General features: G+C 42.3%; 14 protein-coding genes. 7 read left to right on the forward strand and 7 right to left on the reverse strand.

All coding sequences use genetic code 11. The features are described from left to right. Nucleotides 1-9: 9 nt before the first annotated feature. A complete protein-coding gene (rimP, locus tag ACFQ1M_RS02245) occupies nucleotides 10-471 on the reverse strand; it encodes a ribosome assembly cofactor RimP (RefSeq protein WP_386403238.1) in 462 nt (153 codons plus the stop codon). Nucleotides 472-625: 154 nt separating this feature from the next. Here rimP and ACFQ1M_RS02250 point away from each other — a divergent pair, with 154 nt between their 5' ends. From ACFQ1M_RS02250 to ACFQ1M_RS02265, 4 genes are all read left to right on the forward strand, one after another. After that, nucleotides 626-1,447: a universal stress protein gene (locus tag ACFQ1M_RS02250; RefSeq protein WP_386403649.1), complete on the forward strand. Its 822-nt coding sequence runs from the start codon at nucleotides 626-628 to the stop codon at nucleotides 1,445-1,447. A gap of 61 nt (nucleotides 1,448-1,508) precedes the next feature. Then, entirely contained in the window at nucleotides 1,509-2,753 is a 1,245-nt protein-coding gene (locus ACFQ1M_RS02255) for a DNA cytosine methyltransferase (RefSeq protein WP_386403241.1), read from the forward strand. Nucleotides 2,754-2,755: 2 nt separating this feature from the next. After that, the gene (gene truB, locus ACFQ1M_RS02260) at nucleotides 2,756-3,451 is read left to right on the forward strand and encodes a tRNA pseudouridine(55) synthase TruB (protein ID WP_386403243.1); all 696 of its coding nucleotides are present in this window, start codon (nucleotides 2,756-2,758) and stop codon (nucleotides 3,449-3,451) included. 101 nt (nucleotides 3,452-3,552) lie between these two features. Next, complete coding sequence (locus ACFQ1M_RS02265; protein ID WP_386403245.1) at nucleotides 3,553-4,257, forward strand: hypothetical protein; 705 nt, start codon at nucleotides 3,553-3,555, stop codon at nucleotides 4,255-4,257. Between the two features lies 1 nt (nucleotide 4,258). Here ACFQ1M_RS02265 and ACFQ1M_RS02270 read toward each other — a convergent pair whose 3' ends face one another. Then, nucleotides 4,259-4,864 carry a thioredoxin family protein gene (locus ACFQ1M_RS02270; RefSeq protein WP_386403248.1) on the reverse strand — a complete coding sequence of 202 codons (606 nt, stop codon included), beginning with the start codon at nucleotides 4,862-4,864 and terminating at the stop codon, nucleotides 4,259-4,261. Nucleotides 4,865-5,005: 141 nt separating this feature from the next. On the opposite strand from ACFQ1M_RS02270, the gene ACFQ1M_RS02275 reads away from it, so the two are divergent. From ACFQ1M_RS02275 to ACFQ1M_RS02285, 3 genes are read left to right on the forward strand one after another with little or no spacing between them, the layout of a single operon-like run. Continuing rightward, complete coding sequence (locus ACFQ1M_RS02275; protein WP_386403251.1) at nucleotides 5,006-5,575, forward strand: DNA-3-methyladenine glycosylase I; 570 nt, start codon at nucleotides 5,006-5,008, stop codon at nucleotides 5,573-5,575. After that, nucleotides 5,559-6,143 (forward strand): hypothetical protein, encoded by a 585-nt coding sequence (locus tag ACFQ1M_RS02280; RefSeq protein WP_386403253.1) that lies wholly within the window; start codon nucleotides 5,559-5,561, stop codon nucleotides 6,141-6,143. Before ACFQ1M_RS02275 ends, ACFQ1M_RS02280 begins: the two co-directional genes overlap by 17 nt. Then, nucleotides 6,130-6,810 (forward strand): DUF2490 domain-containing protein, encoded by a 681-nt coding sequence (locus tag ACFQ1M_RS02285; protein ID WP_386403255.1) that lies wholly within the window; start codon nucleotides 6,130-6,132, stop codon nucleotides 6,808-6,810. The genes ACFQ1M_RS02280 and ACFQ1M_RS02285 overlap by 14 nt, the downstream gene beginning before the upstream one ends. Here the strand turns inward: ACFQ1M_RS02285 and ACFQ1M_RS02290 are convergent. From ACFQ1M_RS02290 to ACFQ1M_RS02310, 5 genes are all read right to left on the reverse strand, one after another. Next, entirely contained in the window at nucleotides 6,807-8,558 is a 1,752-nt protein-coding gene (locus tag ACFQ1M_RS02290) for an agmatine deiminase family protein (protein ID WP_386403258.1), read from the reverse strand. The genes ACFQ1M_RS02285 and ACFQ1M_RS02290 overlap by 4 nt on opposite strands. A gap of 75 nt (nucleotides 8,559-8,633) precedes the next feature. Continuing rightward, nucleotides 8,634-9,269 (reverse strand): leucyl/phenylalanyl-tRNA--protein transferase, encoded by a 636-nt coding sequence (gene aat / locus ACFQ1M_RS02295; RefSeq protein ID WP_386403261.1) that lies wholly within the window; start codon nucleotides 9,267-9,269, stop codon nucleotides 8,634-8,636. Nucleotides 9,270-9,472: 203 nt separating this feature from the next. Continuing rightward, nucleotides 9,473-10,855 carry a short-chain fatty acid transporter gene (locus tag ACFQ1M_RS02300; RefSeq protein ID WP_386403264.1) on the reverse strand — a complete coding sequence of 461 codons (1,383 nt, stop codon included), beginning with the start codon at nucleotides 10,853-10,855 and terminating at the stop codon, nucleotides 9,473-9,475. Between the two features lie 187 nt (nucleotides 10,856-11,042). After that, entirely contained in the window at nucleotides 11,043-11,417 is a 375-nt protein-coding gene (locus tag ACFQ1M_RS02305; RefSeq protein WP_386403267.1) for a DUF3127 domain-containing protein, read from the reverse strand. A gap of 93 nt (nucleotides 11,418-11,510) precedes the next feature. Further along, nucleotides 11,511-12,386: a flavin reductase family protein gene (locus ACFQ1M_RS02310; RefSeq protein ID WP_386403270.1), complete on the reverse strand. Its 876-nt coding sequence runs from the start codon at nucleotides 12,384-12,386 to the stop codon at nucleotides 11,511-11,513. Nucleotides 12,387-12,422: the final 36 nt, after the last annotated feature.

Raw genomic sequence — 12,422 nt, forward strand, 5'->3', positions numbered from 1 at the left:
TACTTCAAATTAAAATGTTATCATAACTATTGCTTCTTCTATATCATCGTAAGCTATCTCTTGTTGCTTCGTAACAGTCACCTTACCTTTACCGACAGGTTTAGGCTCTCGAGCTTTCCACTCCAGGGTGACCGCATCTTCCGTAGCCGCTATCACTTTGCCTTCTATCGTTTCCCCAGCCGCTCTAACACTAAGCTTTCTGCCTATATTTTTGACATACTGTCTCACATGTCTAAGAGGAGCAGAAACCCCTGCAGAAGAAACTTCTAAAGAAAAGTCCTCTGCCTCCCTATCTAGGTTGTGCTCTATGTGCCTACTTACATCCATACAGTTCTTCAGCGTCACACCCTTATCGCCATCTAGAATTATGTTGATCTTATTGCCAGCGTCAATGGTGAAGTCTATCAAGAATAGATCTTCATTTATCGATAACACTTCTTCTAGAAGTTGGGATACGCGCTCTTTGAACATCAATTGTACTTATAAAACGAGGGGACTTTTGGTCCCCTCTCTGATACTTTTTCTTACAACGGTGCAAATATACGATTTTTCTATGGAATTATATACAGCCCACACAGTAAATTTATTTGTAACTTTAATACTATAATCAACCTTTGATCTTATGATGAAAAAAATACTCGTACCCACCGATTTTTCCGAAAAGGCCGCTTATGCATTAAAAGTGGCTGCGCATCTAGCCAAAAAGAACAATGCCACCCTATATGTGTTACACATGCTGGAGCTTCCCTTACATTTGGCCACCGCAGGAAGCAGTGGCGAATTGCCAGAGGCCATATACTTTATGAAATTGGCCCATCAAAAGTTTGAAAAATTGCTTCAACAACCCTACCTCAAAGGCATCGATGTGCAAGAAACGGTCGAATTTCATCAGGCTTTTGACGGTATCATCGATTCTGTGAAGAAGCACAACATTGACCTTATCGTTATGGGGTCGGCTGGTGCAACAGGGCTGAAAGAGCTCTTTATTGGGTCCAATACCGAGAAGGTAGTTCGCAATGCAGATGTTCCGGTGCTCGTCATTAAAAAAGACATGGAAACCTTGAATGTAGAGAATTTCGTATTTGCCTCCGACTTTGGGAGCGAATACAAAGCTACTTTCGAGAAAGCCTTATCATTTGCAACTTCCTTCGATGCTAAAATTCATTTGTTGATGGTCAATACTCCCAACAAATTCATAACGAGTCATGCAGCCACGGAGAGAATGGAAAAATTTGCTTCCAAATTCGATATTCCTAATTGCACCTACAACATCTATAACGACGATACTATCGAACATGGCATTATGAATTTTAGCAAGAGCATCGACGCCGACCTCATTGGTATTAGCACCCATGGCCGAAAGGGTTTGGCGCACTTCTTTAATGGTAGTTTAAGCGAAGATCTCGTCAATCATGCGCTGCGCCCGGTCATCACCTTTAAGACTTAACGATAACACATTTGGATCGGTCGAACGCTTCTGTTATATTTGCATGTCCTAAATATGGAAAATGTCAAAAGAAATCCTTCGTGTTGTTGAGTTGTTTGCCGGTGTTGGGGGCTTTAGATTAGGCCTTGAGCAGGCCAATCGGAATTTCACCGATAAAGTCTTTGAAATAGTTTGGAGCAACCAATGGGAACCTTCCACCAAAACGCAGCACGCCTCGTTGGTGTATGAAGCACGTTTTGGTGCAGCGCATCATTCCAATGAGGATATTTCTGAAGTTCCGACCGATGACATTCCAGACCATGATCTTTTGGTTGGTGGTTTTCCATGCCAAGATTATTCGGTGGCTACTGCACTGAAAAATTCTAAGGGCCTTATAGGAAAAAAAGGGGTGTTATGGTGGTCGATCCATAGAATTCTCTCCGAAAAGAAAAACAAACCAAAGTATCTTCTTTTAGAAAACGTTGATCGTCTGCTGAAATCGCCAGTTTCTCAACGAGGAAGAGACTTTGCGATTATTCTTAAAAGTCTTGAGGAATTGGATTATGCCGTAGAATGGCGGGTGATCAATGCGGCCGACTATGGCATGCCACAACGAAGAAGACGTGTCTTTATCTTAGCCTATCACAAGAGCACAAAAATCCACAAGATCATCCAAAAAAGTAGTAAAGCCGATTGGATATCGCAAGATGGCCTCATGGCGTCTTCATTTGCCTCAACTACAGAAACGAATTCATTAAAACGTTTTGCCATCGATGGAGACCTTGTTGCCCTTAGCAAGGATTTCAACAAGAATAAAAAGGGGTCTCCTTTTGAAAATAGCGGTGTCTTTCTAGATGGAACTGTTTACACTGGCAAGACCACTGCGAGTTTTTCTGGTCGCCGAACCACACTCAAGGACATCCTCCAAAACGGAGAGGCTGAAGAGGAATTTTTCATTCCCGAAGAAGAAATTTCCAAATGGGAATATCTAAAGGGAGCTAAGAAGGAGGTGAGAAAAAGCAGCAATGGCTTTGAATATCATTACAGCGAAGGCAGCATGGTCTTTCCCGACGCACTGGATAAGCCTTCCAGGACCATCATTACGGGAGAAGGAGGAAAATCAGCCTCACGCTTCAAGCATGTGGTACAAACCGATAACGGACTTAGACGATTAACGCCCATCGAACTAGAACGGTTAAACATGTTTCCTGACGATCACACCAAACTGCCCGGGATCACCAATGCCAAGCGCGCATTCTTCATGGGCAATGCTTTGGTCGTTGGCATAGTAGAAAGAATAGCGACCGAAATACTGAACAATACATAGCAATGACCAAGACAGCAGAGGACTTTATAGACGGACAAATACTACTAATCGACAAGCCTTTGGTGTGGAGTTCGTTTCAGGCCGTAAATAAGATCAAGTGGGTACTGAAAAAGAAATTCGACCTTAAGAAGATCAAAGTCGGCCATGCTGGTACACTTGACCCACTCGCAACAGGGCTCTTGATCATTTGCACGGGGAAGTTCACCAAGCGCATCCCAGAATTACAAGGGCAAGTGAAAGAGTATACAGGCACTATCACCCTTGGGGCTACCACCCCTTCCTATGACTTGGAGACCCCAATTGACAAAACCTATCCCTTTGAACATATCACTGCGGAATTGATAACTACAGCCACCCAACAATTTACAGGGGAAGTGGAGCAGGTCCCACCTATTTTTTCAGCTTTAAAAAAAGATGGGAAGCGATTGTATGAATTTGCTCGCGAAGGAAAGGAGATCGCAATAAAAAAGAGAAAAGTACAAATTGACACCTTTGAAATCACCCAAATTTCCTTGCCCGAAGTAAGCTTTAGGATCGTATGTAGCAAAGGCACCTATATTCGGTCTATCGCTAACGATTTTGGAAAGTCATTAAATAGTGGCGGTCATCTTTCTTCATTAAGACGCACGAAGATCGGTGAGTTCGATGTAAAGGACGCCATTTCGCCTCAAGAATTTGAAGCTAGCATCCTTTTGTAGAAAATTACTATATTGCTGAGCTACAATAAATTCTAACGAATATTGTTATTTTTAAAGCTGTGAGACTTAAATCACAACATAAAGCCCTAATAATTACCAGTATGATCGCCTTGCTCGTAGTGAGCTTGGTTTTCAATATAGGGCTTTCCTTGCATAAGCCAGAACAATTCTATGAACTGACGGCTTCGGAGGAGGTGCTTAAGGAGTTAGAAGAGGAAGAAGAACAATTGGTAGAGGAAGAATTAACGGACTTAGCACAAAATTTACAGACCAACCAAGCGTTCAATGAAGATCAAAAGGCATTGGAAAGGGAAATCGAGGAATTCAAGACTTTGGATGAGATAAGGGAAGAAGCACAACAGAATGAATCGGAGGATGACCCGAACGAATCGGATTCCGAAGAGGACGGTGAGTTGAACAATGAAAATGATAACAGGGTCGCTTCGGTCATTAAAAAACAAGAATTGGCTTCTAATGGCAAGGACCTGTCCGAAGAAATTGCCAAAAATAACGATACCAGCAATCGTTTTAGTTCGGCTTCCTATTCATTACTAGGCAGAAAGGCGAGAAAGCATCTTCCAAATCCAACATACACCTGTATGAGCGGTGGAAAGATCGTAGTGAATATCACCGTAGATGATTATGGTGACGTGATCGAAGCTGAAGTGAATGAAACTGCGTCCACTTCTAGTGTTGGATGTCTCTGGGACAATGCTTTGGCCTATGCGCGGCGTGCTAAATTTACCGAAGACCTATCGAAGAGTTCACAGAAAGGCACTATTACCTACTACTTTCAAGGAAAATAAGCTAACCCAATAGCTCGATAATATCTCTCTCGGTATCCTGCCCCCTATCTTTGTTGTACCAAACTTGAAGTTCCTGTTTAAATTCTGGCGTCAACTTCCCATATTGCTCCTTATAATTTTTCACCATCAGTGTTGCAGTAGTAGGTCTAGGACCCCATTCTCCGATCACTTCTCCATCCTTCTTATCAATTGCAATGAGTTTAGGGATCGCGCGATTGCCATTGGTCAAAAATTGATCCATCAACTCCAAATTATCATCCCGAAGTACCACCTTGAAATCAATACCCTCATTGAGTGCAGCGATCTTATCTATGACCGGCATGGTCTGGGCCGCATCGCCACACCAACTCTCTGTAAGCACCAACCAAATGACATCACCGCGAAAGCTCAATGCCCGTTGTCTTGCCTTTTCAGAGAGTTTGATGGTCTTATCCAACCGTTTCATTCTACGGTCATTTAACTTGGAGTAATTGAGCAAGGCCTCTGATTGCTCCGGTCCGGTAGAAAGCCCTTTTTCGATCGATCGACTCACAAGTGCCTTGTATTCTGAATAGGACATCGCTTTGTCCAAAGCTGTATCGATGACGGTTCTCTCAAATACTTCCATTATTGATGTGTATTATTCTTGTTGACGAAATTATAATGATAACCCCTGATTAGTGCTTATTTTAGAAAAAACTTACATATCTTTCTTCTATCAAAAAATAGAGAAAATAAATACTAGCTACCTAAAAATATTGGCACCAACATGAATAAACATCGCTGCGGATGGTGTGAAGGAGACCCATTGTACGAACAATACCATGACGAAGAATGGGGAAAACCACTTTATGACGAAGATAAATTGTTTGAATTCTTGATCCTGGAGACTTTTCAAGCCGGATTGAGTTGGATCACTATTTTGCGGAAACGCGAAAACTTCAGAAAGGCATTTGACCATTTCGACTATAGGAAGATCGCCACCTACGATAGCACCAAATTTGAAAGTTTGATGCAAGATACTGGCATCATTCGCAACAAATTGAAAATAAAGGCCACGATCACCAACGCGCAAGCTTTTATGAAAGTTCAAGGGGAGTTTGGAAGTTTCAGCAAATACATCTGGGGCTTTGTCGATGGAAAACCTCTTGTCAATGAATTTGAGAGCTATAGAGACGCTCCGGCAAATACACCACTTTCAGATAAGATAAGCAAAGACCTTAAGAAACGTGGTTTTAAGTTTGTAGGAACCACTGTTATCTATGCCCATATGCAAGCTACAGGGATGGTCAACGACCACGAAATCAATTGTTTCAGATATCATGAAGTACAAGGCTAAAATACTCTTCTTATTGCTTTTCATAGCATCTCTCGGTTTTGCCCAACAAAAAGAGGAGCGGGAGTTTCGGATAGATAAGGAACAATTTCCAAAAAATGCTTTGCAATCCTTAGAACCACAGCTAATGGATGCACGAAGAGTAAGATATTACAAGGAAATTGACGGTGACAATATTAGTTATGAAATAAAATTCAAAAAGAGGAGAGCATTTTATAGTGTGGAATTCAATGAACAAGGAGTTCTTGAAGATATTGAGTTTGTGATCAAAAAGATTGAAATCCCAGAAGCCAGTTATGATCGAATGAATGCATATCTCAAAAAGCATTTTGAGAAGTTTCGCATCAAAAAAATTCAACAACAATATCCATGTGCAGACGCCGAAGATACCCAAAGCACCATTTACAAGGCATTTCAAAACTTGTTGATCGAGGGTCTAAACTATGAGATCGTCGTATCTGGCAAGAAGCAAAAGGAATATAGGTATTATGAGTTGTTATTTGATGCCGAAGGAAATTTTTTGCTCTCTAGAGAACTTTTATCAACAGGCTATGAGCATGTCCTATATTGATAGATGCATAATCCTTTTTGCAATTCTTTTAAGTTCTTTTGCATTCTCACAAGAGAACCTCACTGGTTTTTGGCAGCCCAAAGTTGCACTCAACTATAAGGTTGGCACTAACTACTCGCATAATTTTAGTGTGGAACAAAGAAATTACATCTACGAGACCGAAAATTTAAAATTTACCACCCGGCAATTGGATTTTGATCACTTTTCTAAGCTAAAACTGACCAACGTGCGAAGTATCGCATTTGGGATAAAATATCGCTTCAGAGAAATTTTTGCGGGAAACAGCAATGAACTTCGATTTACACAACAATTCAATAGTACGCATACCAACGAAAAATTGAGGCTTGGGCATCGCATTAGAACAGAACAACGTTTTACGAGGTCACTTACTATTCATAGATTTCGCTATCGTTTCGCCCTGGATCTTCCACTTAACGGAGAAACGCTCGACATTGGAGAAACCTATCTTGTTACCTCTACAGAAAGCCTGCTAAGTGTTGCAAAGGCAAATAATCCACAACTGGACCAGCGACTATCATTGGATATTGGCTGGCTTGTTAGTGCCAAGACCAAAATTCAGCTCGGTAGCGAGTTTAGGTGGGAAGATTACACACAAAGAACGCAATACGTCCTATTTCTGCATACGATGCTTATTTTCTCACTTTAGAGCTTAATGATCTTCCTGCTTACCTTCCCAAAATCACCCGAAAAGGAAATGACTAGCGGCCCATTCCAATCGGCATCGAGCTTTAGGTCCAAAATTCCATTTCCATGTTGAATATTTGTGGTATATAATTTCTGACCAAGCATATTACTTATGGAAACGTCAACTGGTCCTTCTACATTATTCAGGTCAAAGGAAACGTTCCCTCTTGTAGGATTAGGATAAGGTGCCGAAATGTTCTTCTGCGCCCAATCTTCTGTAGAGAGCGTTGCATCGATCGTGGTGGTCCAATAACCTGCTGGGGCCACCAATGGACGAGTGATCGTCTTTCCTGAATTTGCCTCTGCCCAGATGTAATATTCTAGATTGTTAGTACTTGCCGCCAACGGAAGATCGGCGGTCCAATTATCGCCGCTAACAAGGGTCATCGTCGTTTCATTGAAGGTCGTCGTTCCTTCCTCTCTCCAAAAGACCTTTGCATCACTGATGCCCGAATTATGCTTTAGGGATGCGTCAATCGTTATAACACTACCATAAAAAGCCAGATCCACTGGCTGATGAACGATCCATAAAGGATCGCTTACCCCAATGGTATGGGTGATACAGTGAATAGCTCCTACCATGGATATCAGATTTTCACCTGAATTGTCCACATCGATTCCCACGACATTGTATCCCGGCATCAATTCTTGATAACGGGCCAAGGCAGGACCATCGACACTGGGTCGATATGTAGGAACAAGAATGGACTTGTTTACGATAAGTGAATTACTGTAGGTGCGATAATATCCTCCGTTGTCTGGATAGTTTCCAGAAGTGCTAGGCGGTGCATCTATCCACTCTACGTTGTATGGAGTACCAAATGGTGATTGAAAATTATTCAATACATATTGGATATTCGCTTCTATCTGGGGGCCATCTGCTACCCCTGTAGGATATTTGCTGACCAATAAGGTCTCTTCGTCCAAAAGTTTCATATGCATATCAATATGATGAATGGCATCGTATGGCAATACAGGCATTTTAATATAATTATTGATACCCATATAATTGGACATGATCGCATCTATCTCAGCCTCGGTCTTTGTGGTAACTCCGTAAGGATTTCCGGCGGCATTTTCGTCCAATACAAGCTCGGATGCAAAGGCATTGCCGAGTCCATCAGACATAAAGTTCCCTCCTGTATTTACAAGGTCATTCGTTCCGGAATTCGTTTCATAGAGTGGGATCCCGATGGCACTTGCATGTGCGGATGGCACGAGGTCGTCATAAGGGCGAGGACGATTATAGATCCAATCGACCAAAGCTCTTTGCCCAACATCGTTCGAATAGATGGTGTTCCCGGCATAGTCTCGTATCCAAATACTATTGGATTGGGTATTGACAAAGGTCACATTGGTCAGGTCCACACCGGCCGAGCTAAGATAGGAAGATACCGAGGCCTGGTCTTGTGTGACGATCATCACTTTACATTCGTTGACCCCGACCTGTACGATCTGTCGAAGGATGTTTTGAAAACCAGAGGTCCATCGCACTACCAGATATTCAACTTCTTCCCATTCTGCTGCGGTTCTTACAGGTCCAGATGGAGGTGCGCTTAATCGAGCACTTCTAAACTGAAAATCGGATATCAGACTTTTTTCGGATGCGTCGAGTCCTTTGGGAAGAATTCTTTCTTGGGAAAAAAGAACATTAAAGGACATCACAGAAAAGATGATGAGCACCAAGCGTTTGGTTCTTAGCGTAGGCATAACGTAGGTATTTTTAGATTAGGGAATAACTAAGATAGCCTTTTTAAGATAAAAACCAAGTTATTTTGTTTAAAATTAAGCCTTTAGAACGTTCAAGAACTCCTTCCTCGGTATTTCTTTGGCCCCCAAACTTTCTAGATGTTTGGTGTACACTTGGCAATCGATAAGCTTATATTTCTCCCTTTTGAGCTTCTCCACCAAATAAACGAATCCTACTTTACTGGCATTGCTCACTTTAGAAAACATACTTTCTCCACAAAAGATATTTCCCAAGTCGACCCCATAAACACCTCCAACAAGTTCATCTTCTTGCCAGACCTCCACTGATTGTGCATGACCTAAATTGTGTAGTTCAGAATAAGCATCCACCACCCCTTTGGTAATCCAAGTACTATCTTGCCCCGGACGATCGATCATCGCACAGTTGGCAACAACTTCCTTAAACGCCTTGTTGAAGGTCACTTTGAATTTTTTGCTACGTATTACCTGTCGTAAACTTTTTGAAACTTTCAATTGCTCGGGAAAAAGCACCATTCTTGGATCGGGGCTCCACCACAGTAATACCTCATCATCCTCGAACCAAGGAAAGATACCGCTATGGTACGCTAGCATAAGCCGTTGTGGTGAAAGGTCGCCACCAACGGCAACGATTCCCTCAGGAGAGGCACTTTGAGGAGGTGGAAATTCTAATTTTTCGGTAAGAAAAAACATTAATTATTACTTAAGCGCTCTTTTTAAGGTCTTTGAGACCCCAAAAATAACAGCTATTCCTTTGAAATTCGAAGTTTTTTAACCAAATTTGTAATAGCCTTTAAAAACAAAATTATTTTCATCATTGCTTTTTGAGTTTGTATTTTGAAGGTGAAACCTAAAACCACAATACTAAGCCTCGGAGGAGTCCGAGGCTTTTTCTTTTAGAGTAGGAGAAGTCCTAGAATATAGATAGTACTTCCCAACAGCATCAATAGCAGGGTGTACGGGAGGATCTCTTTTGCTTTAAGCTTGGTGATGCCTAAAAGTGGTAACGCCCAAAATGGCTGTAGCATATTGGTAACCTGATCCCCATAGGCCAAGGCCATGATCGCCTTGGGCAACGGCACTCCTAGGCGTACTGCCGATTCAATGACGATAGGCCCTTGTACGGCCCATTGCCCACCTCCGCTAGGTACAAAAATATTCACCAGTCCGGCACTGAAGAAGGTAAATATCGGTAAGGTGGTCTCTGTGGCTACCGAAACAAAGAAATCCGAAATACTTGTGACCATTCCAGTGCTTTTCATAATTCCCATGATGCCAAAATACAGTGGAAACTGAATCAATATGCCCGAGGTTCCCTTGATCGCCTCTTCTACTGCATTGAGAAAGCTTTTAAAACTACCGTGAAGCAGCACACCTAGCCCTAACATTAGGAAATTAAGCATATTTGGGGTTAGTTTTAATTGTTCGAAATCACTGATCTTTGCCCAATATTGATAGAAGAACGTGATCAATAAAAGGCTACCAACGCCAATAGCCAATACCTTTGAAGCATCGAGCTTTTCCGCACCTTGTGCTTGTCCTTTTGTTGCTTGGAACATATACTTGGGCAGGTTGATCTCAGTAGGGTCGCTCCTTTTTGCAAGAAGCCTGAGAAATACCGGGATGATCACCAACAAGATCGCAAATATCAAAAGATTCCACCAGCTAAAGATGGTCTCGCTAGAACTAATGGCGTCTGGAAGTGTGGTCAACACATCGGCTGGCAACACGTCGCCCAAAAAACTTTTGATGTGCCCTTCCTCTGCCACTTTTGACGGTGCAGAACCACTAATTCCGCCATGCCAGATCATCAGCCCCACATAACCCGCGGCCCCTACCAAAGGGTAATTGAGGGCATAGCCATTTTGTTGGGCGTTTTCGGCTACCTTCCGTGCCATGATCGCTCCAAAGATCAATCCAAGTCCCCAGTTAAAGAAAGAGACGAGCATTGTTGAGAAACTCACCAACATCACTGCATTTTCGGTATTGGACGCGTAGGATACAAGCTTCATGATCAGATGATTCATGGGTTTGCTCAACACCAAAACATGGCCCAACACCAAGATCAACATCATCTGATACGCAAAGACCAAGAGGTCATTGTTCCATATGCCGCTTTCCCAGTATGAAAAGATCTCCAACAAATGGTTTCCTTCGGATCTGGAAGGGGTAAAGAAGAAGGCCAACAGCATGGTTATTAGCGTCAATAAAATGGCAATGGTAAAAGGAGAAGGAAGAAACCGCTTGAATAGGGTCTCAATGCTCTTTGTGATATTCATTGGGAATAGGATTTGCCTAAGATAATTTCATCAAAAATAAAGAAAAGAAAAAAAGCGCCCTATGGCGCTTTCTTGTATTGATAAAATATTTCCGAGGCTCAACAACCTTGGCTCGGCTCCGTTGCCCTTAAGTTCGAGAAATATCTTCTATAGCTAAATTGATGAGCTCTTGTGATTCACCGTCTCGTTAAAAAGGAAGATCATCGTGTTCTTCTTCCTTAAAGTCATTCGCGGGCTCAAAGGCATCGGCGGGTGGCACAGGAGGCATTCCGGCCGGCGCTTCATCTTGTACACTTTCTATTCTCCAACCTTGTATGGAGTTAAAGTATTTAGTTTCGCCCTGTGGATTTACCCACTCTCTTCCTCTTAGGTTGATACTTACCTTTACCTGTTGCCCAACCTGAAAGTTATTTAACAGATCGCATTTGTCTTGCACAAATTCGATCATGATATGTTGTGGATATTGTTCTTCTGTGGTGACCACCATTTCGCGCTTTCTAAAGCCGTTATTCCCGAAGGTCTTTGTTTCATCGATTAACTTTATTCTTCCCTGTACTTCCATTAAAAAACTATTGATAAACTGTTTATGCTCGTCTGAAAATTTGTAAAAAAGCTCTACAAAGATACTGTTTTTACCTCAAGAAAAAATCGATTGCTATTCTTTATGCAATAATACTTTCCAAGCAGAAAGCACATCGTCATTCTTCAAATATTCCTGAACCTTCGCATGTAATTTCGCCTCATCGTCGGCGGTGACGATACTCTTCAATTCTATGGAACTCTCTACAAATGCTCTCGACTCTTCGCGGGTGGGAAGCTGTTCTACATTGCCTAGCATTCCCAGGTCATTTCCAGTAAGTACCTTGCTATTTCTGATGCGCTTTGGTATGTTGTCCACTCCCACTCCTAAAGAAGAAAGGGGTTTTGGCACTGTAAAGGCGCCATCCTTCGCTCGTGAATACCAGTTGCCGCCCATTCTAGAAACCTGATCGATCTTAAAAGGGTCGATACCTCCATCGGCATCCAAAATGTGCTCAGCCACATGTAGTTTCACCACCTCACAAATGATCAAATTTCCTGCTCCGCCTTCTTGTCCGAGGGCGATGACCTCATTGACCTTACATTCAAATTGAACAGGAGATTCTGCCACACGAAAAGGCCTTACCATATCCGAATCTAACATGGTCAACCCAGCCTTCTCGAACTCATTGACGCCTTCTGGGTATTCTGTACTTGATAGGGACATCTGTTGTACGATCTCATAATTTACAATATTGATCACCACCTCCTTGGTCTGCAGCGCATTTTCTAGCGTATGCTTGGTCGTATTGTTTCGTACGCGCCTAGCTGGCGAGAAGATCATAATTGGTGGATTCGCACTAAAGACATTAAAAAAGCTGAATGGGGATAGGTTTGGATTTCCATCGGTATCGATGGTACTCGCAAAAGCGATGGGTCTCGGCGCTACTGCTCCCAACAAATAGCCATGCAGTTTTGATGTGGGTATATCCTTTGGATCGATCGATAGCATAAAAAAAGAGTTTTAGCAAAGGTATCAAATTAGTGT

Source organism: Sungkyunkwania multivorans (genome assembly GCF_042675645.1).
GTDB classification, from domain to species: Bacteria; Bacteroidota; Bacteroidia; order Flavobacteriales; family Flavobacteriaceae; genus Sungkyunkwania; species Sungkyunkwania multivorans.

What these genes read in the sequence shown, in the direction of transcription:
- rimP (WP_386403238.1), bottom strand. Translation starts at nt 471, where the DNA reads ATGTTCAAAGAGCGCGTATCCCAACTTCTAGAAGAAGTGTTATCGATA.
- ACFQ1M_RS02250 (WP_386403649.1), top strand. Translation starts at nt 626, where the DNA reads ATGAAAAAAATACTCGTACCCACCGATTTTTCCGAAAAGGCCGCTTAT.
- ACFQ1M_RS02255 (WP_386403241.1), top strand. Translation starts at nt 1,509, where the DNA reads ATGTCAAAAGAAATCCTTCGTGTTGTTGAGTTGTTTGCCGGTGTTGGG.
- truB (WP_386403243.1), top strand. Translation starts at nt 2,756, where the DNA reads ATGACCAAGACAGCAGAGGACTTTATAGACGGACAAATACTACTAATC.
- ACFQ1M_RS02265 (WP_386403245.1), top strand. Translation starts at nt 3,553, where the DNA reads ATGATCGCCTTGCTCGTAGTGAGCTTGGTTTTCAATATAGGGCTTTCC.
- ACFQ1M_RS02270 (WP_386403248.1), bottom strand. Translation starts at nt 4,864, where the DNA reads ATGGAAGTATTTGAGAGAACCGTCATCGATACAGCTTTGGACAAAGCG.
- ACFQ1M_RS02275 (WP_386403251.1), top strand. Translation starts at nt 5,006, where the DNA reads ATGAATAAACATCGCTGCGGATGGTGTGAAGGAGACCCATTGTACGAA.
- ACFQ1M_RS02280 (WP_386403253.1), top strand. Translation starts at nt 5,559, where the DNA reads ATGAAGTACAAGGCTAAAATACTCTTCTTATTGCTTTTCATAGCATCT.
- ACFQ1M_RS02285 (WP_386403255.1), top strand. Translation starts at nt 6,130, where the DNA reads ATGTCCTATATTGATAGATGCATAATCCTTTTTGCAATTCTTTTAAGT.
- ACFQ1M_RS02290 (WP_386403258.1), bottom strand. Translation starts at nt 8,558, where the DNA reads ATGCCTACGCTAAGAACCAAACGCTTGGTGCTCATCATCTTTTCTGTG.
- aat (WP_386403261.1), bottom strand. Translation starts at nt 9,269, where the DNA reads ATGTTTTTTCTTACCGAAAAATTAGAATTTCCACCTCCTCAAAGTGCC.
- ACFQ1M_RS02300 (WP_386403264.1), bottom strand. Translation starts at nt 10,855, where the DNA reads ATGAATATCACAAAGAGCATTGAGACCCTATTCAAGCGGTTTCTTCCT.
- ACFQ1M_RS02305 (WP_386403267.1), bottom strand. Translation starts at nt 11,417, where the DNA reads ATGGAAGTACAGGGAAGAATAAAGTTAATCGATGAAACAAAGACCTTC.
- ACFQ1M_RS02310 (WP_386403270.1), bottom strand. Translation starts at nt 12,386, where the DNA reads ATGCTATCGATCGATCCAAAGGATATACCCACATCAAAACTGCATGGC.